A 23,981-nucleotide genomic window follows, 5' to 3' on the forward strand; every position below is an offset into this window, starting at 1 on the left:
CCTATCCGCATCACGCGCTCAGGTTCGAAGCTTGACCCCCGCGTACAGATAACGGCCGATCGCGGAGATGGGCTGATTGATGGCATTGCCGGGATCGGGCTGCTGATCGGTCAGGTTGAGGATGCCCAGATAGAAGGAGACGCCGCTGCGCACCTGATAGCCGAGCTGGACGTCGTGCTGCCACAGCTCGCTGTAGCGGAGCTGGGCGGCCGGTGCGTAATCGGGATCATTGTCGGTCGTCAGCTTGTCGACGGTGCGCGTGCCATCCGCCCAGCGCAGATTGTAGGTGAGCGTCAACCCGCCCAGCGTCCAGCTCGGCGACAGGTTGAAATTGAACTTCGGGGCGCCCGGTTGGTCGACATTGTCGGTGGCCGCCGCGCCCGGCGTGCCGACGAATTCGAGCCGATGGAGATAGCCGCCCACCAGCCGCAGATCGAACGTACCGGCGCGCGCGGTGTGGAGGAGATAGTCGATGTTGACGTCCAGCCCGGCGGTGCGGAACTGCGCGACATTCTCCGGCGTGACCGTATAGCCGTTGATGATCCCGCTTCCCTGCGCACGCGAAATGGCGCGGCAGAACGCCGTGTCCGTGGTCGGCTGATCGACGCACAGCGTCGCGAGCTGCGACGGCGACGGCGTGTTGATCGCGTCCTTCAGGTCGATGTCGTACCAGTCGAACGAAGCCGTGAACCCGCGCAGAAAGCGGGGCCGCAGCACGACGCCCGCGGTCCAGGTCGTCGCTTCTTCCGCACGCAGGCCGGCATTGCCCGAGCGGATGCCGGCGATGTTGCTGGGGGTTTGGAGCGCCGACGACACCGTCGCGCCGACCGCCGCGAGCACGGTGCGGCAATTGGCGGCGCGGTAGGACGTGCCGTTGCCGATTTCCTGCGACGAGCACGGATCGATGAAGAAATTGGAGTCCCCGCTGATCGGTTGGAAGAGTTCACTGATGTTCGGCGCGCGCACGGCCTTGCCGTACGAACCGCGGAAGCTGACGTCGCGCACCGGCGCATAGACGCCGTTGAACTGCCAGGTCTGCGTGTCGCCGATCGTCGAATAATGCGAAAACCGGTATGCGGCGCCCACCGCCAGGGTCTCGGCGAAACGCTGGCCTTGCAGAATGGGGGCGTTCAGCTCGCCGAACGCCTCCTTCACGTCGAAGCGGCCACCCGACGCCGTGACCAGCGTCGGTTCGGTATAGGCCACGAAGCGGTTGTTGACGAGGTTGTCGCTCGGATCGAACGCGCTCGTCTCGCGCCGATACTCGCCACCGAACGAGAATTGCACCGGTCCGCCGGGTAACCGGAAGAACGCGCCGAAATCGCCGCTGATCGACGCGTTGGCGACCGATTGGGTGATGCGCGCGAAGCTGGTGTCGTTCACCTGGAAATAGCCGAGCGCGGCCTGGCTGATCGGGCCGGGGCCGAACAGGCTGACGGGCACGCAGGCCGGGTTCGCGCCGGCGAGGTTGGAGCGGCACACCGGCTGGCCGGTCGCGGGGTTGGTCACGACGTCGAGCGCGGCGGCGTAGCGGTCGGCAAGCTGGTCGTTCAGCTTGGTGATCGCCACGTCGGTGCGGCCATATTCATAATAGACGTCGTAGGTCGCATGCGGGCTGATCCGGCCCGATGCGTCGATCACGCCGCGATAGGTCTGCCGCAGATCGCTCTCGCCGTGGCGGCCGTAATCGATATTGTCGCGCGTGACCGAGACGGAACTCTGCCCGGCCGCGAGCGCCGCCGAGCGGATCGCGGCGGGCACGAACGGATTGTCGAGCGAGATCGCGGTGCCGTAGGTGCCGATATAATAATCGAAGGTGGTCGCCCGAGTCTGCGCGTATTTGCCCTCGACCGACAGCTTCAGCGCGTCCGATACGTCGAAATGGCCGAGCAGATTGGCGTCGTTGCGGATGATCCGCGGGGCCAGATCGCCCGAATAGAAGCCCGCCACCGGCGTGTCGTCGCCGCCGGTCGAATAATACGCGGCCGGGGTTCCGTGGCGATAGGGTTGGCCGAGCCCGTTGAAATCGGGATAGCCGTCGCCGTTCACGTCGACCGCGCCGATCGGCGACTCGTTGGGATAGCGCAGATTGCCGACCAGCACGTTGTGCGGCAGCGCGGGATTGGCCGCGGCGGCATCGTTGGGGATGAGATACTGGCGCCGGTCGCTTCGGAGATAGGCGCGGTCGTCGTTTTCAAGCCGGTCGTCGGCGTTGAATTCGTACGCCAAGGTCAGATTGCCGCGACCGTCCGCGAAATTCTTGCCGAGCGTGATCGCCGCGAACCGATTGCCCGCATCGCCGCGCTCCGAGATGCCCATCTGGCTGCGCGCCGACACGCCGTCGAAATCGCGTTTGAGGATGAAGTTCACCACCCCCGAAACGCCGTCGGCGCCATAGACCGCCGAGGCGCCACCGGTCAGCACGTCGACCCGCTCGATCAGATCGGTGGGGATGGAGTTGATGTCGACGGCGGCGCTGTTGGGTTCGCCCGCGACGTGGCGCCGTCCGTTCACCAGCACCAGCGTCCGGTTGGTGCCGAGATTGCGCAGGTTCAGCTCGTTGAGGCCCGCCGCGCCGAACGGGTTGGCATAGACCGCGTTGCCCCCCGAGGTCTGCGTGAAATCGCGCGATCCGGACAGCGCGGGGACGCGTTCCAGAAAGTTGGTGACGTTCGTGTTGCCCGATTGCTCGATCGCGGCGGCGTTGAACGAGATGATGGGATTGGGCTGGGCGAAATCGGGCCGGCTGATCCGCGAGCCGGTGACGACGATGTCCGATGCCGCCGGCTCCGCTGCCGATGCGGCGGGCGTCGCGGCGGGCACCGTCTGCGCCTGCGACCAGGCCGGCACGAGCAGGAGCGCGGCGCCGGCCAGGAGGCGGACGCGATGGATGGACGATGGCATGTGATTTCCCCCCTGAAACTTTATTGCGCTCGGCAATGAATGGGGCCGCTTCGTCAATCGACCGGTCAGGGATCCGGCGTGTTTGCCACCCGCATGATGCGAACAAGCCACAGATTATCAAGGTGTTGGTAACCTGCATTGCCGGGCGGTTCCCGATCGCGCTTGGGGCCGATCCGCGTGGCCCGTAAGGTTTCGTCTTGGATTGGGGTGACGCCATCGCGGCGACGAACGGCATGACGATGGTATCGCGGCGACGCGTGCTGGGCCTCGGCGCGGCCACGGCACTCGCCGCCTGCGGTCGGGCGCGGGGCGAGGAGCCGCTCGCATGGTGGGCGATGGGCACGACGGGCGAGAACGCCCCGCTCCTGCTGCCACCGTTCGAACGCGCGACCGGCATCCGCGTCGACGTTCAGGCCCTGCCCTGGACGGGCGCACACGAGAAACTCCTCACCGGTTTCGCGGGGCGGTCGCTGCCCGACGTGATGATGCTGGACAGCACATGGCTGCCCGAAATGGCCTTGCTCGGCGCGCTGGCACCGCCGTCGCCCGCATCGCCGATGCTCGCGGACCAGCATCCGGGTGCGCTCGCCTCCGTGCGCGTCGCCGGACGGGCCATGGCGGTGCCGTGGACGGCGGATAGCTGGGTGCAATTCTATCGTCGCGATCTGCTCGCCCAGGTCGGCTATGCCAGTCCGCCGCTCACGTGGGAGGATTGGCGCCGGATGGCGCTTGCGATCCGCCGCCGTCACCCGGATCGCTACGCGACGCTGCATCTGCTCGACTGGCCCGAGCCGCTGTTCGCCTTCGCCGTGCAGCAGCCCGAACCGCTGCTGCGCGACCATAATACGCGCGGCAATTTCGCGTCGGCGGGGTTTCGCGCCGCGCTGGGCTTCTACAAATCCATCTATGACGAGCGACTGTCGCCGGCCATCGCCGGGGCGGAGGCCGGCGACACCTATATCGCCTTTCGCCGTGGGCGGTTCGCGATCCTGCCCTCCGATGCGGTGACGATCGGCGACTTGCGCCGCCGCGCGGCGATGCTGCCGCCCGAACTCTGGGGCGTGGCGGCGACGCCGGGACGGACCGGCGCGGGCGAAACCATGGCGCGGGGCGCCTGCCTGGCGGTCAACCGCGACGCGCGCGATCCGGTGCGCGCCTGGCATCTGGTCGATTATCTGTGCGGCACGGCGTTGCAGGAGCGGCTTTACGGCATCACCGGCGACCTGCCGACGCGGCCGACCGCCTGGGATGCACCCGCGCTCGCGCGCGACCCGGTCGCGAAAAGCTTCGCCCGGCAGATCGCGCTCGGCGTCGCCCCGCCGGCCATCCCCGAATGGCAGCGGATCGTCACCGAGGTGCAGCGCGTGGCCGAACATATGGTCCGCGGCGAATATGGCGTAGACGCCGCGACGGTCGAGATGGACCGGCGGGTCGACCGGATCCTGCAGAAACGGCGCTGGCTGCTCGAGCGTGGGAGGGTCGCGTGACCGGCCAGGCGCGCGCCGGGCTGGCCTTTGCGCTTCCGGTCCTGGTCGCGACCTTGCTCTTCCTGGTCGTGCCGACGCTCGGCGCGCTCCTGCTCAGCGTCACCGATTTCGACATCTATGCGCTCGCCGATCTTCACGACCTGCGCTTCGTGGGCATGGGCAATTACGCCGAACTGCTGCGCACGCCGCTGTTCTGGCGCGCGGTGGGCAACACCGCGCTGTTCGCCGCGATCGGCGTTCCCGCCTCGATCGGCACGTCGCTCGTCGCGGCACTCCTGCTCGGTTCGGCGACGCTGCGGTGGAAACCGCTCTGGCGACTGCTGCTGTTCGCGCCCTATGTCACGACGCTCGTCGCGACCGCGCTCGTGTGGCGTTACGTGCTCGACACGCAGGCGGGGCTGCTGAACTATGCGCTGTCGCTCGTCGGGATCGCGCCCGTCGACTGGCTCGGCGATCCGCGCACCAGCATCCCGGCGACGCTGATCTTCGTCGTGTGGAAGGTGTTCGGCTATAACATGCTCGTCTTCGCCGCCGCGCTCGCGGTGGTTCCGCAGGATCTGCACGAGGCCGCTTCGCTCGACGGCGCGGGCGCGCTGGCGCGGTTCCGTCATGTCACGCTGCCCGCGATCGGCCCGGCGCTGCTGCTGGCGTCGGTGCTGAGCATCGCCAATTTCCTCCAGATCTTCGCCGAGCCTTATGTGATGACGCAGGGCGGCCCCGCGCAGAGCACCGAAACCATCCTGTTCTTCATGTTCGACCAGGGCTTCACCTGGTGGAATCTCGGCATGGCCTCCGCGGTCGCCGTGCTATTGTTCGTCGTCACGCTGGCGCTCACCGCGGTGCAGACGGCTTTGGGAAGACGGCGCGAATGGCTATGAACGCAAAGGGCGCCGTGCGGACGCTGATCGTGGCCGCGTTCGCGCTCGTGGTGGCCGCGCCGCTGTGCTGGATGGTCAACGTCTCGCTGATGCCCAAGGGCGCGTCGGCCAGCTTCCCCCCGCCCTTCTGGCCCGCGCATCCGACGCTCGCCAACTACCGCGAGCTGCTGTTTCCGCACCCCGACGCCAGCGGCGGATCGACCAGCTACAAGATCGTGCCTGCGATCGTGAACAGCGCCGCGCTGGCGACGCTGGCGACCTTGCTCGGTCTCGGCCTCACCCTGCCGGCGGGCTATGCCTTCGCCAAGCTCCGCTTCGCGGGGCAGGCGCAGCTCCTCCAGGGGCTGCTCGCCCTGGTCGTCGTGCCGGCACAGGTGGCGATGCTGCCGCTGTTCCTGATGCTGAAATGGGTGGGGCTGGTGAACAGCTATGCCGGAGTGCTCGCGCCGGGTCTCGCCGGGGTGTACGGCGTGCTGTTCGTGCGGCAGGCCACCGTGGCGATCCCCGACGAGATGCTGGATGCGGCGCGGATGGACGGCGCGGGCGAATGGCGCATCTTCACCGGCATCGTGCTGCCGCTGCTGCGGCCGACGATCGTGACGCTCGCGCTGTTCACCTTCCTCACGAGCTGGAGCGATTTCCTCTGGCCCCTGATCGTCATCACCGATCAGAATCGCTACACGCTGCCGGTGGCGCTGGCCGCCATCAGCCGCGAACATGCGCGCGATACCGAACTGATGATGGCGGGTGCCGTGCTGACCACCGCGCCCGTCCTCCTCCTCTCCGGCGCGCTGCAACGCTATTATTTCACCGGCGTGCTGGGCGGCGGGATCAAGGGGTAATGCGCGGATAGGCCGCGCCGTCAGCCGCGAAGAGCTGGGCCTTCGTGGCGTCGATCGCAAAGCGGATCGTCTCGCCGAGCGCGACGTGCCAGTCGGCGGGCAGTTGCGCCACGATCCGGCCGCCGCCCGCGCCGAGATGGACGAACGACAGCGGCCCGAGCCGCTCGAACAGCTCGACCTCGCCGCCGAACGGCCCTTGCGGATCGGGACGCAGATGTTCGGGCCGCAGCCCGAGCGTCGCGGCGCCTCCGACGGCCTCGGCCGGCACGTGGGCGGCCACGCCGCACGTCGCGCCGTCCGGGAGCATCACGGCCGCACCAGCGGCCCCGGCCCGCGCGATGCGGACGGGCAGGAGGTTCATCGCGGGCGATCCGATCGTCTCCGCCACGCGGACCGTGGCCGGCGCGCGGTAGAGGTCGAGTGGCGCGCCGACCTGTTCGACGCGGCCCTGCGCCATCACGACGATGCGGTTGGCGAGCGTCATCGCCTCGATCTGGTCGTGCGTCACATAGATCATCGTCGTTCCGAGCCGCTGGTGCAGCCGCGCGAGTTCATGCCGCATCCGGACGCGGAGGCTCGTGTCGAGGTTCGACAGCGGCTCGTCGAGCAGCAGAACCGCGGGATCGCGCGCCATCGCACGGCCGATCGACACGCGCTGGCGCTGCCCGCCCGACAGCGCCCGCGGACGCCGATCCAGCACCGTGTCCAGCTCCAGCAGCGCGGCGATCTCCGCCACCTTGGCGGCGATGTCGCGCCGGTCGCGCTTGGCCATACGCAAGGGGAAGGCGATGTTCTCGGCGACCGTCAGATGCGGGTACAGCGCATAGGATTGGAACACCATGGCGACGTCGCGTTCCGCCGGTGCCAGCGCGGTCACGTCACGGCCGCCGATGAGCACGCGGCCGTCCGACGGCGCGTCCAGCCCCGCGATCGCCCGCAGCAGCGTCGATTTGCCGCATCCGGACGGCCCGACGATGACGACGAACTCGCCGCTTTCGATCGAAAGATCGGTCGGCTCGAGGGCCGCCATGGTGCCGAAGCGCTTCGTCAGCGCCTGGACAACGACTGTGCTCATGGCAAATCCAAGCAGGAGGAAAACAGGACCGGCGATAGCGGCATGTCGTGCGACCGCCAATGCGGCTTGGGCGTAGCGAGGGTGTCGTTCGTCCGTAGGCGCTGCATGCGCAGTCGGGCTATGCGACGGACATGCGAATCGCGATCATCGATACCAGCACGACGCGTGCGGCGATCATATCCGAAGGCCTGCGCGACGCCGGGCTGGACGATATCATCGTCATCGACAGCGCGGGGCGGCTCGTGGCGCAACTCGAAGCCGCGGCACCCGAGGTGGTGCTCATCAACCTCGAAAATCCCAGCCGCGACGTGCTGGAGGAATTCTTCGCGGTATCGCGCGCGCTGGCGCGGCCGATCGCGATGTTCGTCGACCAGAGCGATTCCGAGGCCACGGCCGCCGCCGTGGATGCCGGTGTATCGGCCTATATCGTCGATGGCCTGTCGCGGCCCCGGATCAAGCCGGTCCTCGAACTCGCCATCCGCCGGTTCCAGGCCTTTGCGCGGCTTCAGGCGGAGCTGAACGAAGCGCGCAGCGCGCTGGCCGACCGCGCGACGATCGATCGGGCCAAGGCCATCCTGATGAAGCGCCGCGCGATCGACGAACCCGCGGCCTACGGCCTGCTGCGTGCGCAGGCGATGCGGAGCAATCGCCGGATCGCGGAGATCGCCGATGCGATCGTGACCAGCGACGCGCTGATGGGAGAGATGTGATGGCGCTGGACACGATCCGCATCGGATTTCTGCCCCTCGTCGATGCCGCCCTGCCGATCCTGGCGCGCGAACAGGGCTTCGCCGAAGCGGAGGGGCTGGAGATCGCGCTGGTGCGCGACGTGACATGGGCCACGGTCCGCGACCGTCTGCTCTATGGTCATACCGATGCGGCGCATCTGGTAGCACCACTGGCGATCGCGGCCGCGCTCGGCCATGGGCGGCCCGCGGTGCCGATGGCGGTGCCGTTCGTGCTGGGGCTGAACGGCAACGCCATCACGCTGTCGCTGCCGCTGGCCGCCCAGGTGCTCGCCGACGATGCGCTAGGCGATCCGCACGCGCTGGGGGCTCGGCTGCGCGTCGTCGCCCTGGCGCGCGCCGCGGCCGGGCGACGGCTTCGCTTCGGCGTGGTGCACCGCCATTCGAGCCACAATCTGATGCTGCGCTACTGGCTCGCGGCCGTCGGCATCCGGCCGGACACCGATGTCGAGATCCTGACGACCAGCCCCACCTTTGCGGCCGACGCGCTGGCGGCGGGCGAGGTGGACGGGATCTGCGTCGGCGAACCATGGAACAGCATCGCGGTGGATCGCGGCGTCGGTCGTATCGCTCTGGTGACCGCGCAGATCTGGCGCCGCGGCGTCGAGAAGGTGCTGGCGATGCGCAGCGAGACGCTGGCGGCCTCGCCCGACACCGCGCATCGTCTCGTCCGCGCGCTCCATGCCGCCGCGGCGCATTTCGTCGATCCCGCGACCACGCGGGCGAGCGCGGCGATCCTGGCCCGCCCGGAATATCTCGATGCGCCGGTCGATCCGATCGAACGCGCGATCACCGACCGCGTTCGGCTGGTCCCGAATGGCGCGCCCTTGCACGTTCCCGATTTCATGTTCCAGTACCGCGAGGCCGCGAACTTCCCGTGGCGCAGCCAGGCGGCCTGGCTGTATTCGCAGATGATCCGCTGGGATGGCGCGTCCTTCTCGGCCGACGAGGCGGTGATCGCGCAAGGCGTGTTCCGCCCCGACATCTACCGCGCGGCGCTCGCCGGATCGGGTGCGCCGTTGCCCGGTGCGAGTTCAAAGATCGAGGGCGCGATCGGAAGCGGCGCGCTCGGCGCCGGATCGACTCAGGGCCGGCTGATCCTGGGGCGCGACCAGTTCTTCGATCACCGCGCCTTCGATCCCAACGACATCGCCGGATATCTGGCGCAATTGCCCTGACCGCATGACACTACGAGCATCTTCGTGCTGCGAGCGCGAAAAGATGCTTGCCAGATCTTGGCGATCCGCTCATTCTTACACGGTCGGGCAAGGATGCCTGACACGACATAGACGCGATTCGGCTCCAACGAAGGGGCCATGAGCGTGGAACGGCCCGGTGGCCGTCCAAGGCAACGAAGCCGCCCGATGCGATCCTGAAAGATCGTCGTCGAGGCGGCTTTTTCTTTGTCCATCGCAGATGGGGGCACGAGCATGGCGACGACGGTCTGGACCAACGATATACCGCGCAAGGCCCCCGGGGGATTCTGGGCGAGCGGTCACAGCCCGACGCTGATCGCGGCGTTTCTCTATTTCGACCTCGCCTTCATGGTGTGGGTGCTGCTCGGCCCACTGGCGCCGGAGATCGCCAGGACGCTCGCGCTGACCCCGGCCGAAAAAGGCCTGATGGTCGCGGTGCCGACGCTGGCCGGTGCGATCCTGCGGGTCGTCAACGGCCTGCTGGTCGATCGGATCGGGCCGAAGCGTGCGGGCGCGATCAGTCAGATCATCGTCATGGCCGGGCTGATGTCGACCTATCTGCTGGGTGTGAACAGCTTTGCCGGCACGCTGGTGCTGGGCGTGATCCTTGGCTTTGCGGGCGCCAGCTTCGCGATCGCGCTGCCGCTGGCCAGCCGCTGGTATCCGCCCGAGCATCAGGGCAAGGCGATGGGGCTTGCCGGGATGGGCAATTCGGGCACCGTGCTGGCCGCCCTGTTCGCGCCCGCGCTCGCCAAGCTGCTCGGATGGAACGCGGTGCTGGGGCTCGCCTGCCTCCCGCTGTCGATCGTCTTTGCCGCATATATGCTGATGGCGAAGGACGCGCCGAACGCACCGGCGCCCAAGAGCTTCGCGCACTATCTGGCGCCGCTGAAAAGCGCCGACGCCTGGTGGCTGATGGGCTTTTACGCGGTGACGTTCGGCGGGTTCGTCGGGCTGGCCGCATCGCTGCCGATCTATTTCACCGACCGGTTCGGGCTGACGGCAATCCAGGCCGGCTATTGCACCGCGGCCTGTGTCTTCGCCGGATCGCTGGTGCGACCGATGGGCGGCGCCGTGGCGGATGCGATCGGTGGCGTGAAGACGCTGACCGGCGTGTTCATCGTCGCCGCCCTCGCCCTGGCGGCGGTGAGCGTCGCCGCCACGGTATCGACCGCGCTGGGCTTCTTCATCCTGGCGATGCTGGCGCTGGGTGCGGGCAACGGATCGGTGTTCCAGCTCCTGCCGCAACGCTTTGCGGCGGAGATCGGCGTGATGACCGGGCTGGTCGGATTCGCCGGCGGAATCGGCGGCTTCTATCTCGCCTCGTCGCTGGGAATCGCCAAGCAGGCGACGGGCAGCTTCGCGCCCGGCTTCCTGATCTTCGCGGCGCTGGCCGTGATCGCGCTGGCGGGGCTGACGCTGGTGAAGGCCACATGGCGCGCGACCTGGGGTGCGGCGGCCGCCGGCGTGCGGATCTGACCCGGGTCCGCGCCGCCGATCGCCGGGCCGACCGGTTCGCGACCGACACCCGAAACCTCTGATCTCGACTGGACTGGACGATCCGATGGAACATCACGTCAACACCCAAGGCGGCGATCCCCGCGAGCATCTGGTCGTCATCGGCAACGGCATGGCCGGCTGCCGCGCGGTCGAGGAACTGATCGCCCGCGATCCCGCGCGCTACCGCGTCACGATCTTCGGGGCCGAGCCGCATGTGAACTATAACCGGATCATGCTCTCGCCCGTGCTGGCCGGGGAAAAGAGCTTTGCCGACATCGTCATCAACGATCACGCCTGGTATCTGGACAACGCCATCCAGTTGGTGACGAGCGACCCCGTGCGGTCGATCGACCGTGCCGCGAAGACGGTGACCGCGCGATCGGGCCTGACGGTGGCTTACGACCGGCTGCTGATCGCCACCGGCTCCGATCCGTTCATCATTCCCGTGCCCGGCCGGGATCTGCCCGGCGTCATCAGCTTTCGCGACATGGCCGATGTCGATCACATGCTCGCCGCGGCCGAGGCCGGCAAATCCGGCGGCGGCGGCGCGGCGGTGGTGATCGGCGGCGGCCTGCTGGGGCTGGAGGCGGCGCACGGGCTGACGCTGCGCGGCATGAAGGTGACGGTGATCCACCTGATGCCGACGCTGATGGAGCGTCAGCTCGACGAAGCGGCCGGCTGGCTGCTCAAACAGGCCCTCGAAGCGCGCGGGCAGACGATCCTGACCGAGGCGCACACCGCCGCGATCGTCGGCGACACCCGCGTCGAGGGCGTCGCACTGAAGGACGGCACGATCATCCCGGCCAGCCTGGTGGTGATGGCGGTCGGCATCCGCCCGTCGGTCGCGCTCGCGCAGGCGGCGGGGCTCGACATCGGCCGCGGGATCAAGGTCGACGATCATATGGTCACCAGCGATCCGTCGATCCTTGCGGTCGGCGAATGCGTCGAGCATGACGGCAACGTCTATGGCCTGGTCGCGCCGCTCTGGGACATGTGCCGTGCGCTCGCCGACGGGCTGGTCGGCAGGCCTAGCGGCTATCGCGGTTCGGTGACGTCGACCAAGCTGAAGGTGGCCGGGCTGGACGTGTTTTCCGCCGGCGACTTTTCCGGCGGGCCCGATGCCGAGGACATCGTGCTGCGCGACGCGACGCGCGGCATCTACAAGCGCGTGGTGGTCAAGGACAACCGCGTCGTGGGCGCGGTGCTGTACGGCGACACCGCCGATGGCGGCTGGTATTTCGATCTGCTGAAACGCGGCGAGGATATCGCGGCCATGCGCGACATGCTGATCTTCGGCCAGGCCTTCGCCTCGGGAGGGGGGCAGGCGGACCCTAAGGCGGCCGTTGCGGCGCTTTCCGAGGATGCGGAAGTGTGCGGCTGCAACGGCGTCAGCAAGGCCCGGGTCTACCAGGCGATCGTCGACGGTGCCACCAGCCTCGATGCGGTCCGCTCGAACTGCAAGGCCTCGGCCAGTTGCGGATCGTGCACCCCTGTGGTCGAGCAATTGCTGTCGATCACGCTCGGGGCGGATTACGGAGGCGAGCGCACCGTCAAGACGCTGTGCAAATGCACCAGCTTCGGCCACGACGACGTCCGCCGCGCAATCGTCGCGCAGGATATGCGATCGATCCCCGAGGTGATGCAGAGGCTGCACTGGTCGACGCCCGATGGTTGCTCGGGCTGTCGCCCTGCGCTGAACTATTACCTGCTCTGCGCGCTGCCCGGCGCCTACAAGGACGATCAGCAGAGCCGTTTCGTCAACGAACGCATGCACGCCAACATCCAGAAGGACGGCACCTATTCGGTGGTTCCACGGATGTGGGGCGGCCTGACCAACCCGCGCGAGCTGCGCGCGATCGCCGATGTCGTCGAGAAATACGACGCGCCGATGGTCAAGGTGACGGGCGGCCAGCGGCTCGACATCTTCGGGATCAAGAAGGAGGATCTGCCCGCGGTGTGGGCCGATCTGAACGCCGCCGGGATGGTCAGTGGCCATGCGTATGGCAAGTCGCTGCGGACCGTGAAGACCTGCGTCGGCAGCGACTGGTGCCGCTTCGGGACGCAGGATTCGACCGGGCTCGGCGTCAAGGTCGAGCAGATGACCTGGGGGTCGTGGATGCCGCACAAGTTCAAGATCGCGGTGTCGGGATGCCCGCGCAATTGCGCGGAGGCGACGATCAAGGATTTCGGCATCGTCTGCGTCGACAGCGGATACGAACTGTCGGTGGGCGGCAATGGCGGGATCAAGGTGCGCGCCACCGACTTCCTGTGCAAGGTCGCGACCGAGGCGGAGGCGATGCATCACTGCGCCGCCTTCATCCAGCTCTACCGCGAGGAAGCGCGTTATCTCGAGCGGACCGCGCCGTGGATCGAGCGGATCGGCATCGCCTATATCCGCGAACGCATCGCCGACGATCCCGCCGGGCGCGATGCGCTCGCCGCACGGTTCCGGTATTCCCAGACCTTCATGCAGGACGATCCCTGGGCGGCGCGCGCGGCGGGCGCTGATCGCCAGCAGCATGCCCCCATGGCGCGCTTCACCCCCGTCGATGCGCGAGAAATGGCATGATCGGCGAATGGCTCGATATCGGCTGGGTCGACGAGATCCCGGTTCGCGGCAGCCGCACCGTCCAGGTGATGGGGGGCGACGACATCGCGGTCTTTCGCACCGGCGACGGAACGGTCTTCGCGCTCGCCGATCGCTGCCCGCACAAGGGCGGGCGGCTCAGCCAGGGCATCGTCCATGGCGGCGCGGTCGCCTGCCCGCTGCACAATTGGCGCATCGCGCTGGCGACCGGCGAAGCACTCGGCGACGATAGCGGCTGCACGCCGGTCATCCCGGTGAAAGTAAGCGGCGGGCGCGTGCTGCTCTGCCGCGCTGCCACGATGGCGGCGGCGTAGCATGGCGCCGGTCCGCACCACCTGCGCCTATTGCGGCGTCGGCTGCGGTATCGTCGCGACCACGACCGGCGAGCGCTCGGTCGACATCCAGGGCGATCCCGATCACCCCGCCAATGCGGGGCGGCTCTGTTCGAAGGGCACGCATCTCGGCGAGACGATCGGCCTCGAGGGCCGGCTGCTCGCGCCGATGATCGGCAAGCGGCGCGCATCATGGGACAAGGCGCTCGATCTCGTCGCCCGCCGCTTTCGCGAGACGATCGCGCAGCACGGGCCGAACAGCGTGGCCTTCTATGTTTCCGGCCAGATGCTGACCGAGGATTATTACGTCGCCAACAAGCTGATGAAGGGGTTTATCGGGTCCGGCAACATCGACACGAACTCGCGGCTCTGCATGGCGAGCGCGGTCGCCGGGCATACCCGCGCGTTCGGCGAGGATGTCGTGCCGGCATCCTATGACGATCTCGACGCGGCTGACCTGATCGTCCTGGTGGGATCGAACACCGCCTGGTGCCACCCGGTCGTCTATCAACGGATCGTCGCCGCGCGCGCCGCGCGGGGCACCAGGCTGGTGGTGATCGACCCGCGGCGCACCGAAACCGCCGAGGAGGCCGACATCCACCTGCCGATCCGCGCCGGCACCGATATCGCGCTGATGAACGGCCTGCTGGCCTGGTGCCGCGACCATGGCGCGATCGACGACGCGTATCTCGCCCGCCATGTCGGCGTGCCGGAGGATTTCTGGGCCGGGCTGGCGCATGGGCACGACCTCTGGTCGGTCGCGCAGACCTGCGACGTGCCGGCCACCGATCTGAAGCGCTTCTTCGAGCTTTTCGCCGCCACCCCGCGCACCGTCACGCTGTTCAGCCAAGGCGTGAACCAGTCCCTGTCCGGCACCGACCAGGTCAACGCGATCACCAACCTGCATCTGGCGACCGGCCGGATCGGCAAGCCGGGGGCGGCCCCCTTCTCGATCACCGGCCAGCCCAACGCGATGGGCGGCCGCGAGGTCGGCGGCCTCGCCTCGACGCTCGCCGCGCACATGGATTTCGCGCCCGACAATGTCGAACGCGTCCGCGCCTTCTGGTCCGCACCCGCCATGGCGACACGGCCCGGGCTGAAGGCGGTCGATCTGTTCCGCGAACTCGGCACCGGTCGGATCAAGGCGATCTGGGTGATGGCGACGAACCCGGCGGTATCGATGCCCGATGCCGGGCGCGTGCGGGACGCGCTGGCCGGCTGCCCGTTCGTGGTCGTGTCGGACGTCATCGCCGACACCGACACGTCGGCCTTTGCGCATGTCCGCCTGCCCGCGGCCGCCTGGGGCGAGAAGGACGGCACCGTCACCAATTCCGATCGGACGATCAGCCGCCAGCGGCCGTTCCTGCCCTTGCCGGGGGAGGCTAAGCCCGATTGGTGGATCGTCGCGCAGGTCGCGCGGCGCATGGGGTGGAAGGCCGCCTTTTCCTATGAACGCGCGGCCGACATCTGGCGCGAGCATGGCCGCCTGTCGACCTATCGCAACGAAGGCCGCCGGCTGTTCGCGCTGCCGGGCCAGGCGGCGATCGGCAACGCGGCCTATGATGCGATGACGCCGTTCCGCTGGGGCGGCACGCCCTTCGCCGATGGGCGCTTCCCGACGCCCGACGGTCGTGCGCGCCTGGTGTCGGTCGTGCAGAAAGCGATCGCAGCGCCGCTCGTCGCCTGGCCGATGACGCTCAACACCGGGCGCTATCGCGATCAATGGCACAGCATGACGCGCACCGGGCTGTCGCCCCGGCTCGCGCGCCACCGCGAGGAACCGCTGGTCGAGATCCATCCAGACGACGCCGCGCGGCTGGCGATCGTCGATGGCGGTCTGGCACGGGTCGCGACGCCGCAGGGCGAAAGCCTCTACCGCGCCAGCGTCGTCGCGACGCAGCGTGCGGGCGAATTGTTCGTGCCGATCCACTGGACCGATGCCAATGCCAGCGGCGGCCGGACCGGCCTGCTGCCACGGCCGCTGGCCGATCCCGTGTCGGGCCAGCCCGGCTTCAAGGCGACGCCGGCGAACATCGCGCCCGTCGTCACCGCATGGCGCGGCTTCCTGATCGTGCGGGGCGATGCGTCCGAGCGCCCCGCTTGCCGCTGGGCGACACGCATCGCGGTGTCGGGGGGCGCCGCCTGGGACCTGGCCGGCGATGGCGACCCGGCAAGGCTCGACGCGCTGCTGCCCGCGGGCGAGCGGATCGAGGCGATCGACGCGGCGCGCGGCACCCGCCGGATCGCAATCCTGAGCGACGGCCGCCTGTCCGCCGCGCTGTTCGTCACGCGCGACGGATCGCTGCCGCCGCGCGACTGGCTGGCCGCGCAATTGGCGCAAGCCCGCGCCGCCCCCACGATCCTGGCCGGGCGCGCACCGGGCGCGCAGGCCGATCGCGGCGCCATCGTCTGCGCGTGCTTCGATGTCGGCCTCAACACCATCCTCGCCGCGATCGCCGAACAGCATCTCGCCGACGTGCCCGCCATCGGCGCGGCGCTTGGCGCCGGCACCAATTGCGGATCGTGCCGCCCCGCGCTCGCCAGGCTGTTGTCACAAGGAACGCCCCATGCCGCATGACCTCATCGCCCCCGGTTCGGTCTGGCTCGTCGGCGCGGGCCCCGGCGACCCCGATCTGCTGACTCGCAAGGCCGAACGCCTGATCGCCGCCGCGGACATCGTCTTCTACGACGCGCTGGTCGGCCCCGGCGTGCTCGACCTGATCCCCGCCGGCACCGAGCGCATCGGCGTGGGCAAGCGGTCGGGTCGCCATTCCAGGGATCAGGCGACGATCGACGCGTTGCTCGTCGCCGCGGCGTTGGCGGGCAAGCGCGTGGTGCGGCTGAAAGGCGGCGACCCATCGGTGTTCGGTCGTTCGACCGAGGAGATCGATGCCCTTGCCGCGCACGGCGTGCCGATCCAGATTTGCCCCGGCATTACCGCGGCCAGCGCCGCCGCCGCATCCGGCACGCTGTCGCTGACCCTGCGCGGCCAGGCGCGGACCTTGACCCTCGTCACCGCCCATGCGCGCGGGGAAGAGCCGCTCGATCTCGACTGGCCGATGCTGGCGCGCGCGGATGCGACGCTTGCCGTCTATATGGGTCGGGCGGCCGCCGCCGAGGTAGCGCGCAACCTGATCCATGCCGGGCTGTCGCCCGCAACGCCGGTGATCGTCGCGGTCAACGTTTCGTTGCCCACCGAACGCTTGATCCGCGGGCGGCTGGACGCGCTGGCGTTCCTCGTCCGCACGATCGGCGACCGCGATCCGGCGCTGCTCCTGATCGGGCCCGTCGCCGGCTCGCGCCTTCGACCAGTGGCGATCGATGCAGCTCATTTGCGGCCGGACATCAGGATGGTGGGCGCTGACGGGTTCGAACCGCCGACCTACTCGGTGTAAACGAGCCGCTCTACCAGCTGAGCTAAGCGCCCCCTTCTCGGGAAACGCCGCGATGCCAAAGCCCGGCGTTCGGGGCAAGCCCCATGATCGGCGGCCGGGCGCTCCCGGGTCAGCCCGCCTCCGCCCGCACCACGCCGGCGAAATAGCGCCGCATGCCGTCGCTCGCCCGCGGCGTCAGCGCCATGAAGGCGCGGCGGCGATCGGCGGGATCGGGTCGGCGCTCGAACAGCCCCGCCTCGGTCAGCCGCGCGATCCAGCGCAGCGCGGTCGTCGGCGCGACCGCCGCGGCGATACACAGGCTGGAGACCGACACCTTGGCGCGCTCCAGCTCGGCGGCGAACAGGTCCAGCAGCATGTCCCAGGCGGGATCTTCGAACAGGCCGCCGGGAAACACGTGATCGCGCAGCCGGCGATGGCGGATCATCCGGCGGATGTCGCGCCCGCTCGTTTCGCGCGGGCCCGCATAGGCTTCCAGACCGAAGCTCTGCCGCCGATCGGCGACGCCCTCGCCCGGATCGGGAGCGTCGGGGCTGGCGAGCCGGGCCAGCACCTCGGCGATCCGCGCCACTTCGCTGTTGAGCCGCTTCAGCCGCGCCGCCTCGCCCTCGCCGACACGGTCCGCCATGGCGGGCGCGCGCATCTGCGCGGCGGCGATCACCAGCGCGCCCGTCCGATCCGCGAGCGTCGCCTCGCACAGCAGGTGGATATGGGGGCCAAGCAGATGCGCCGCGACCAGATCGATCTGCGCGGTATCGAGCGCCACGATGACCGCGAGTTCCAGCGCGCTGGCATAGCCGTCGATCCGCGGCAGCGTGGCGGCCAGCGTCGCCTCGTCGACGCCCGAGGCCTCGACCATCAGGATCGGGCGTACCGCGATCTGGGAGAGTTCGCTGGCGGCCGCCTGCCAGCCGATGCGCCGCAGCACGCGCCCGCGGGCGAGGTCCAGCGCCTGCACGGCCGCCTCGGCCTGCCCATCATCCGCGATCACGAAGGCGGTGAACGCCGCCCCGCGCGCCTCCTCGTCGTCCTGCACCCGCGCCCCCGCTTGCCCGTTCGACACGAGGATAGGCGATGGCGTCCGATCGGGGGCAAGTATCGCATATCGTTTCGGATCTATCGCGCCGGAACCACAGCCACGGGCCGGTTGGCGCGCCTTGATCTGATGAGTTTACTTTGATCCGTTCGTCCTGATCTTGTCGAAGGGCCTGTTCAGGATGCGAAGGCGCGAGCGCGGAAAGCGTGCTTCGACAAGCTCAGCACGAACGGTAGAGGGACTGGATCAACCGAACGTCATCCCGCTTAATCCAGCGCCTTCACGATCTCCTCGACCATCTTCTTGGCATCGGCCAGCAGCATCATCGTGTTGTCGCGGTAGAACAGCTCGTTATCCACCCCGGCATAGCCGACGCCGCCCATCGAGCGCTTGATGAACAGCACGGTCTTGGCCTTCTCGACGTCGAGCACGGGCATGCCGTAGATCGGCGAGCTCTTGTCGGTCTTGGCGGCCGGGTTGGTCACGTCGTTCGCGCCGATGACGAAGGCGATGTCGGTCTGCGCGAATTCGCCGTTGATGTCCTCCAGCTCGAACACGTCGTCATAGGGCACGTTCGCCTCGGCAAGCAGCACGTTCATATGGCCGGGCATCCGCCCCGCGACCGGGTGGATGGCGTATTTTACGCGGACGCCGTGCGCCTTCAGCCGGTCGCCCATCTCGCGCAGCGCGTGCTGCGCCTGCGCCACCGCCATGCCATAGCCGGGGACGATCACCACCTGTTCGGCCTGCGCCATCAGGAACGCGGCATCCTCCGCCGATCCGCGCTTCCACGGCCGGTCGGTCGCGGCGGCGGCAGCGCCCGTCTCCGCACCCGCGCCGAAGCCGCCCGCGATCACGCTCACGAAGCTGCGGTTCATCGCGCGGCACATGATGTAGCTGAGGATCGCGCCCGACGATCCGACCAGCGCGCCGGTGACGATCATCGCCGTGTTATGGAGCGTGAAGCCCATCGCCGCCGCCGCCCAGCCCGAATAGCTGTTCAGCATGCTGACCACCACAGGCATGTCCGCGCCGCCGATCGGCACGATCAGCAGGAAGCCGATCGCGAAGCTGAGCAGCGTGATCGTCCAGAAGATCCAGGCCGACTGATCGGTGACGAAATAGGCGATCAGGCCGAGGATGGCGGCGATCAGCGCCAGGTTGATGGCGTGGCGCCCCGGCAGCATCAGCGGCTTGCCGCCCATATTGCCGTTCAGTTTCAGGAACGCGATGACGCTCCCGGAGAAGGTGATCGCGCCGATCGCGACGCCCAGCCCCATCTCGATCCGGCTGACCGGGTGGATCACCGCGAAGGGCTGGCCGATCAGCGGGATCACCAGATCGGCGATCCCGAACGCCTGCGGGTTGAGGAACGCCGCCGCCGCGACCAGCACCGCGGCGAGCCCGACGAGGCTGTGGAACGCGGCGACGAGCTGCGGCATCGCGGTCATGGCGATCCGCCGCGCGGTGACGAGGCCGATCGCCGCACCGATGCCGATCGCGGCGAGGATTTCGAGCATCGTCGGCCACGCGACGGTGCCCATCCCCACCGCCGGCCCCGTATCGGGCACTAGCAGCGTGACGACGCGCGGCACATGCGTCACCAGCGTCGTCACCACCGCGATCGTCATGCCGGCGATGCCGAAGCGGTTGCCGCGCTGGCTCGACGCCGGGCTCGACAGCCCGCGCAGCGCGAGGATGAAGCACACGCCCGCGACCAGATAGGCGAGCGCGGCCCAGGGGTTCACGGCCACGGCCTCCATCTCAGCGCACCTTTTTCTTGTACATCGCCAGCATTCGCGCGGTGACCGCGAAGCCGCCGAAGATGTTGACGCTCGCCAGCACCACCGCGAACAGCCCAAGCCATTTCGACACCCCCGCGCCGGTGCCGATCCCCGCCGCCGCCGCCGCTACCAGCGCGCCGACGATGATGACGCTGGAGATCGCGTTCGTCACCGCCATCAGCGGCGTGTGCAGCGCGGGCGTCACCGCCCACACCACGAAATAGCCGACGAAGCAGGCGAGCACGAAGATCGACAGGATCGCGATGAAATCCATGGCTATTCCTCTTTTCCCACCAGCGCCGTGGCCAGCGCCGCGAAGCACCATGACGGACCGCTACGCCGGTGCACGCTCACGCGCGCCCCATCCTCTCGCAAAGGAGCCGCGATCACGCGGTCAGCCGGGGGTTCACCACCCGGCCGTCCTTCGTCAAGCGCACGCCGGCCACGATCTCGTCCGCGTCGAGCAGCACCGGCCGCCCCGCATCCTTGTCCCAGAAGGCGCCGAGGAAATTGAACAGGTTGCGCGCGTACAGGGCCGACGCGTCGGCAGCGAGGCGGCCCGCCACGTTGCGGTGGCCGACGATCGTCACGCCGCCCACGCGCACCACCTCGCCCGCGACCGAACCTTCGACATTGCCGCCCTGCTCGACCGCGAGATCGACGATCACGCTGCCCGCGCGCATGCTCGCCACCTGCGCCGCCGAGATCAGCCGCGGCGCTGCACGGCCGGGGATCAGCGCGGTGGTGATGACGATATCCTGTTTGGCGATGTGCCCGGAGACGAGCGCGGCCTGCGCGGCCTGATATTCGGGGCTCATCTCGCCGGCATAGCCGCCCGATCCCTCGCCCTCGATCCCGCGCACGTCCTCGACGAAGACGGGCTTGGCGCCGAGGCTCTGGATCTGCTCGCGCGTCGCCGAGCGCACGTCGGTGGCCGAGACCTGCGCGCCCAGCCGCCGTGCGGTGGCGATCGCCTGCAACCCGGCGACGCCCACCCCCATCACGAACACGCGCGCGGCGGACACCGTGCCCGCCGCCGTCATCATCATCGGAAAGGCGCGGCCATATTCGGCGGCGGCATCGAGCACCGCCTTGTACCCCGCCAGGTTCGACTGCGAACTAAGGATGTCCATCGACTGCGCGCGGGTGATCCGCGGCATGAACTCCATCGCCAGCGCCTCATATCCCGCCGCGGCATAGGCATCGACCCGCGCCCGCTGGCCGAAGGGATCGAGCGCCGCCACGATCAGCGCGCCGGGGCCCGCGCCCGCCAGCGTCTCGGGCGCGGGCCCCTGCACGCCCAGCACGATATCCGCGCCCGCCAGCGTCGCGGCACGGTCGCCGATCGCGGCACCCGCCTGCGCATAGGCGTCGTCGGCGATCGCGGCGCGGGTGCCGGCGCCCGCTTCCACCGCCACGCTCGCGCCCAGCGCGATGAACTTCTTCACCGTTTCGGGCGTGGCGGCCACCCGCGTCTCGCCGTCCGCCCGTTCGGTGAGGACGGCGATCCGCATCTCAGCGCGCGATGATGAGGATGACGGCGATGGCGATCGCCGCCACCGCGACCGTGCCCCATTTCAGCATCGCGGTCACGCTGACATAGGTGGCCTCGTGCGCCTTCAGATCGCCGTCACTCGCCATGCGTCGTCCCCGATCCGGTGTCTCTCCGCCATACCCTAGCCACCCATGCTCTTCCCCTCAAGCCCCCAACCCCGCGCCGGCCGGCGCACGCTTAAGCCCGCCTTTACCCGCATGGCGCTAAGGGCGGGCGGACGAAGCCGGGGATGGATGGATGACGCGAAACGGGCAGCGGCTGCTGATGCTGATCGACGACGAGCCCGCGCAACGCCGGCTCGTCTCGGCGCTGGCGGCGCGTGCCGGGTGGCGGTCGATCTTCGCGGGCGATGGCGAGATGGCGATCGCCACGCTCGGCACGCAGGACGGGATGCAGCTCGACGCCGTCCTGCTCGACACCAGCGCCCCCGATGCGGACGCGACCGCGCTGATCGCCGAATTGCGCAAGCGCCGCCCTGCGCTGCCCATCCTGATGCTCACCGCCAACGGATCGGTGATGCACGCGGTGGGCGCGATGCGCGCCGGCGCCACCGATTTCCTGGTAAAGCCGCTCGCCCCCGAACGGCTGCTGGCAGCACTCGACGCTGCGGTCGCCGGCACCGCCGCGGGCGAATTGCGCCCATTGACCGAGAAGATCCCGGCGCTGCTCGGCTTCGACGAGATCGTCGGCTCGTCGCCCGACTTCCGCGCCGCGCTCGCCATCGCCGCCAAGGCCGCGCGCGCGCGCATCGCGGTGCTGGTCGAGGGCGAAAGCGGCGTCGGCAAGGAGGTGGTGGCCGAGGCGATCCACGCCGCTTCGCCCCGATCCAAACGCCCGATGCTGACGGTGAATTGCGGCGCCATCCCGCTGAACCTGATCGAAAGTGAATTGTTCGGCCACGAAAAGGGCGCCTTCACCGGCGCGTTCGAGCGCAAGATCGGCCGGTTCCAGGAAGCGGACGGCGGCACGCTGTTCCTCGACGAAGTGGGCGAGATGCCGCTCGAGGCGCAGGTGAAGCTGCTGCGCGTGCTGCAATCGGGTGAGGCGCAGCCGATCGGCGCGCGCCATCCGCGGATCGTCGACGTGCGAGTCATCGCCGCCACCAACAAGACGCTGGTCGACGAGGTAGAGGCGGGCCGTTTCCGCGAGGATCTCTATTACCGGCTGAACGTCGTGCAGGTGACGATCCCGCCGTTGCGCGAACGCACCGCCGATATCCCGGCGCTGGCCCGGCATCTGCTCGCCCGGATCGCGCAGCAGCCGGGATTGCGGCCGCTCGGCATCACCGACGATGCGCTCGCCTTGCTCGGCGATTACGACTGGCCGGGGAATGTCCGCCAGTTGCAGAACGCGCTGTTCCGCGCCGCGGTGCTGTGCGAGGCGACCGCGCTCACCCGCGCCGACTTCCCGCAGATCGCCGCACTCGGCAACCGCCGCGACGGCCCGCTGCCGATCGCGGCCAGCGGCGGCGTCACGCTGTTTCGCGCCGACGGCAATCTGCGCGCGCTGGAGGAGATCGAGGCGGACGTGATCCGGCTCGCGATCGGCCATTACCGCGGCCGCATGACCGAAGTGGCGCGGCGCCTGGGGATCGGCCGCTCGACGCTCTACCGCAAGCTCGGCGAGCTGGGGATCGACAACGCGGCGGCGTGAGCGGCCGGCGAACCGCTCACCACAACACGCCCTTCACCGGCGTCAGCGGCGCGGGCGCGGTGTCGCCGATCGCCTGGAGCAGATCGATCTCGATCGTGCGGCACATCGCGGCGAGCGGCACGTCGTGCACCGTATCGGCGAACGGATCGACCAGATCGTCGCCGATCTTCAGCACCGCCAGGAACATCAGCCCCGCGACCGTCGACCCGACCGGAGTGGCGAACCCCAGCGTCTCGACCAGCCCGATCGGCAGCAGCATGCAGAACAGCCGGGTGAACAGATCGGGGAAGAACCGGTATTGGTTGGGCAGCGGCGTGTTCTTGATCCGCTCCATCCCCCCCTGCGCATTGGCGATGTCGACCAGGATGCGCTCGAACGCCTCCTGCTGGATGGTGTCGATCCAGCCCCGGCGGCGCGCCTCGTCGATCCGCCGTCCGGTGCCGTCGAGGATGCCGTTGGCGATATTGGCGCGGGCGAGCGCGGGCGCCGCCTCGTCGGGCGAGAGGAACCGCAGCACCTCGGGCTCGACCGGCTGGCGGCGCAGCTGGCAGCGCAGCGCGTTCACATAGGCGATATGGCGGAGCACGAGGCTGCGTTTCAGGTCGTGCCCGTCAGGCTCGGGCAACTGGTTGCGCGTGATCCGCGCCAGGCTGCGCGAGGCGTTGATCATCGCGCCCCACAGCACCCGCCCCTCCCACCAGCGCTGATAGGCCGAATTGTCGCGAAAGCCGAGGAACAGCGCGAGCGCGGTGCCGAACAGCGGCAGCGGCAGCGACGGCGCGTGGAACGGCAGCACATAATAGGTGACGGTGACGATCACGTCCCACACGAACAGGATCGACAAGGGCCGCCACAGCTCGCTGACGATCTGGCGGAAACGGGGGGTGGCTTCGACGATCATGCCGCCTCGAAGCATGGCCGGGATGGACGGGCAAGGGCCGATGCGGCCGAACGCACGCGCATCGCGGCGATGGGCGGCGCCGATCGCCCCGATCGCCGTCGCCCGGGCGCACT

At 69.0% G+C, this 23,981-nt stretch carries 19 protein-coding genes and 1 tRNA gene; 11 read left to right on the forward strand and 9 right to left on the reverse strand.

Annotated features, from left to right (window positions below; translation table 11 throughout):
- Window positions 1-18 precede the first annotated feature (18 nt).
- Window positions 19-2,904 (reverse strand): TonB-dependent receptor, encoded by a 2,886-nt coding sequence (locus tag L8H00_RS06400; RefSeq protein ID WP_242096418.1) that lies wholly within the window; start codon window positions 2,902-2,904, stop codon window positions 19-21.
- A 197-nt stretch (window positions 2,905-3,101) separates the two neighbouring features.
- Between L8H00_RS06400 and L8H00_RS06405 the strand changes: the two genes are divergently transcribed.
- Genes L8H00_RS06405 through L8H00_RS06415 form a run of 3 tightly spaced genes read left to right on the forward strand, consistent with a single transcriptional unit; the run spans window position 3,102 to window position 6,111 of the window.
- Complete coding sequence (locus tag L8H00_RS06405) at window positions 3,102-4,391, forward strand: extracellular solute-binding protein (RefSeq protein ID WP_242096419.1); 1,290 nt, start codon at window positions 3,102-3,104, stop codon at window positions 4,389-4,391.
- Window positions 4,388-5,269 (forward strand): sugar ABC transporter permease, encoded by an 882-nt coding sequence (locus L8H00_RS06410; RefSeq protein ID WP_242096420.1) that lies wholly within the window; start codon window positions 4,388-4,390, stop codon window positions 5,267-5,269. Before L8H00_RS06405 ends, L8H00_RS06410 begins: the two co-directional genes overlap by 4 nt.
- Window positions 5,260-6,111, forward strand: coding sequence for a carbohydrate ABC transporter permease (locus L8H00_RS06415; RefSeq protein ID WP_242096421.1), 852 nt, complete (start codon window positions 5,260-5,262; stop codon window positions 6,109-6,111). The genes L8H00_RS06410 and L8H00_RS06415 overlap by 10 nt, the downstream gene beginning before the upstream one ends.
- Here L8H00_RS06415 and L8H00_RS06420 read toward each other — a convergent pair.
- Window positions 6,101-7,186, reverse strand: coding sequence for an ABC transporter ATP-binding protein (locus tag L8H00_RS06420; protein ID WP_242096422.1), 1,086 nt, complete (start codon window positions 7,184-7,186; stop codon window positions 6,101-6,103). The genes L8H00_RS06415 and L8H00_RS06420 overlap by 11 nt on opposite strands.
- Before the next feature lie 131 nt (window positions 7,187-7,317).
- Here L8H00_RS06420 and L8H00_RS06425 point away from each other — a divergent pair, with 131 nt between their 5' ends.
- From L8H00_RS06425 to cobA, 7 genes are all read left to right on the forward strand, one after another.
- Complete coding sequence (locus tag L8H00_RS06425) at window positions 7,318-7,896, forward strand: ANTAR domain-containing protein (protein WP_242096423.1); 579 nt, start codon at window positions 7,318-7,320, stop codon at window positions 7,894-7,896.
- Entirely contained in the window at window positions 7,896-9,110 is a 1,215-nt protein-coding gene (locus tag L8H00_RS06430) for a CmpA/NrtA family ABC transporter substrate-binding protein (protein WP_242096424.1), read from the forward strand. The genes L8H00_RS06425 and L8H00_RS06430 overlap by 1 nt, the downstream gene beginning before the upstream one ends.
- Window positions 9,111-9,362: 252 nt before the next feature.
- Complete coding sequence (locus L8H00_RS06435; protein ID WP_242096425.1) at window positions 9,363-10,607, forward strand: MFS transporter; 1,245 nt, start codon at window positions 9,363-9,365, stop codon at window positions 10,605-10,607.
- Between the two features lie 85 nt (window positions 10,608-10,692).
- On the forward strand, window positions 10,693-13,197 hold the full coding sequence (nirB, locus tag L8H00_RS06440; protein ID WP_242096426.1) for a nitrite reductase large subunit NirB: 2,505 nt from the start codon (window positions 10,693-10,695) through the stop codon (window positions 13,195-13,197).
- Window positions 13,194-13,529: a nitrite reductase small subunit NirD gene (gene nirD, locus L8H00_RS06445; RefSeq protein ID WP_242096427.1), complete on the forward strand. Its 336-nt coding sequence runs from the start codon at window positions 13,194-13,196 to the stop codon at window positions 13,527-13,529. Before nirB ends, nirD begins: the two co-directional genes overlap by 4 nt.
- A 1-nt stretch (window position 13,530) precedes the next feature.
- Complete coding sequence (locus L8H00_RS06450) at window positions 13,531-16,125, forward strand: nitrate reductase (protein ID WP_242096428.1); 2,595 nt, start codon at window positions 13,531-13,533, stop codon at window positions 16,123-16,125.
- Window positions 16,115-16,942 (forward strand): uroporphyrinogen-III C-methyltransferase, encoded by an 828-nt coding sequence (cobA, locus tag L8H00_RS06455; protein ID WP_242096692.1) that lies wholly within the window; start codon window positions 16,115-16,117, stop codon window positions 16,940-16,942. Before L8H00_RS06450 ends, cobA begins: the two co-directional genes overlap by 11 nt.
- Here cobA and L8H00_RS06460 read toward each other — a convergent pair.
- The 6 genes from L8H00_RS06460 to L8H00_RS06485 form a co-directional block, all read right to left on the reverse strand.
- Window positions 16,899-16,974: transfer RNA gene (locus L8H00_RS06460), tRNA-Val, on the reverse strand. The two genes, cobA and L8H00_RS06460, sit on opposite strands and share 44 nt — an antisense overlap.
- A 77-nt stretch (window positions 16,975-17,051) precedes the next feature.
- Entirely contained in the window at window positions 17,052-18,002 is a 951-nt protein-coding gene (locus tag L8H00_RS18950) for a winged helix DNA-binding protein (RefSeq protein ID WP_242096429.1), read from the reverse strand.
- Between the two features lie 239 nt (window positions 18,003-18,241).
- On the reverse strand, window positions 18,242-19,738 hold the full coding sequence (locus L8H00_RS06470; RefSeq protein WP_242096430.1) for an NAD(P)(+) transhydrogenase (Re/Si-specific) subunit beta: 1,497 nt from the start codon (window positions 19,736-19,738) through the stop codon (window positions 18,242-18,244).
- 1 nt (window position 19,739) lies between these two features.
- A complete protein-coding gene (locus tag L8H00_RS06475; RefSeq protein WP_242096431.1) occupies window positions 19,740-20,033 on the reverse strand; it encodes a proton-translocating transhydrogenase family protein in 294 nt (97 codons plus the stop codon).
- Between the two features lie 112 nt (window positions 20,034-20,145).
- Window positions 20,146-21,273: an NAD(P) transhydrogenase subunit alpha gene (locus L8H00_RS06480; RefSeq protein ID WP_242096432.1), complete on the reverse strand. Its 1,128-nt coding sequence runs from the start codon at window positions 21,271-21,273 to the stop codon at window positions 20,146-20,148.
- Between the two features lies 1 nt (window position 21,274).
- Complete coding sequence (locus L8H00_RS06485; protein ID WP_242096433.1) at window positions 21,275-21,400, reverse strand: aa3-type cytochrome c oxidase subunit IV; 126 nt, start codon at window positions 21,398-21,400, stop codon at window positions 21,275-21,277.
- A gap of 151 nt (window positions 21,401-21,551) precedes the next feature.
- On the opposite strand from L8H00_RS06485, the gene L8H00_RS06490 reads away from it, so the two are divergent.
- Window positions 21,552-22,967, forward strand: coding sequence for a sigma-54 dependent transcriptional regulator (locus L8H00_RS06490; protein ID WP_242096434.1), 1,416 nt, complete (start codon window positions 21,552-21,554; stop codon window positions 22,965-22,967).
- Between the two features lie 16 nt (window positions 22,968-22,983).
- Here L8H00_RS06490 and L8H00_RS06495 read toward each other — a convergent pair whose 3' ends face one another.
- Window positions 22,984-23,868, reverse strand: a complete 885-nt coding sequence (locus L8H00_RS06495; RefSeq protein ID WP_242096435.1) for a bestrophin family ion channel — start codon at window positions 23,866-23,868, stop codon at window positions 22,984-22,986.
- Between the last annotated feature and the right edge of the window lie 113 nt (window positions 23,869-23,981).

The organism is Sphingomonas sp. CROZ-RG-20F-R02-07 (assembly GCF_022662335.1).
Classification (GTDB): Bacteria; Pseudomonadota; Alphaproteobacteria; order Sphingomonadales; family Sphingomonadaceae; genus Sphingomonas.

Coding starts and splice junctions, on each gene's coding strand:
- L8H00_RS06475 (WP_242096431.1), bottom strand. CDS start 20,033: ATGGATTTCATCGCGATCCTGTCGATCTTCGTGCTCGCCTGCTTCGTC.
- nirB (WP_242096426.1), top strand. CDS start 10,693: ATGGAACATCACGTCAACACCCAAGGCGGCGATCCCCGCGAGCATCTG.
- L8H00_RS06415 (WP_242096421.1), top strand. CDS start 5,260: ATGGCTATGAACGCAAAGGGCGCCGTGCGGACGCTGATCGTGGCCGCG.
- L8H00_RS06450 (WP_242096428.1), top strand. CDS start 13,531: ATGGCGCCGGTCCGCACCACCTGCGCCTATTGCGGCGTCGGCTGCGGT.
- L8H00_RS06400 (WP_242096418.1), bottom strand. CDS start 2,904: ATGCCATCGTCCATCCATCGCGTCCGCCTCCTGGCCGGCGCCGCGCTC.
- L8H00_RS06430 (WP_242096424.1), top strand. CDS start 7,896: ATGGCGCTGGACACGATCCGCATCGGATTTCTGCCCCTCGTCGATGCC.
- nirD (WP_242096427.1), top strand. CDS start 13,194: ATGATCGGCGAATGGCTCGATATCGGCTGGGTCGACGAGATCCCGGTT.
- L8H00_RS06470 (WP_242096430.1), bottom strand. CDS start 19,738: ATGGAGGCCGTGGCCGTGAACCCCTGGGCCGCGCTCGCCTATCTGGTC.
- L8H00_RS06485 (WP_242096433.1), bottom strand. CDS start 21,400: ATGGCGAGTGACGGCGATCTGAAGGCGCACGAGGCCACCTATGTCAGC.
- cobA (WP_242096692.1), top strand. CDS start 16,115: ATGCCGCATGACCTCATCGCCCCCGGTTCGGTCTGGCTCGTCGGCGCG.
- L8H00_RS06490 (WP_242096434.1), top strand. CDS start 21,552: ATGACGCGAAACGGGCAGCGGCTGCTGATGCTGATCGACGACGAGCCC.
- L8H00_RS06435 (WP_242096425.1), top strand. CDS start 9,363: ATGGCGACGACGGTCTGGACCAACGATATACCGCGCAAGGCCCCCGGG.
- L8H00_RS06425 (WP_242096423.1), top strand. CDS start 7,318: ATGCGAATCGCGATCATCGATACCAGCACGACGCGTGCGGCGATCATA.
- L8H00_RS06495 (WP_242096435.1), bottom strand. CDS start 23,868: ATGATCGTCGAAGCCACCCCCCGTTTCCGCCAGATCGTCAGCGAGCTG.
- L8H00_RS06420 (WP_242096422.1), bottom strand. CDS start 7,186: ATGAGCACAGTCGTTGTCCAGGCGCTGACGAAGCGCTTCGGCACCATG.
- L8H00_RS06480 (WP_242096432.1), bottom strand. CDS start 21,273: ATGCGGATCGCCGTCCTCACCGAACGGGCGGACGGCGAGACGCGGGTG.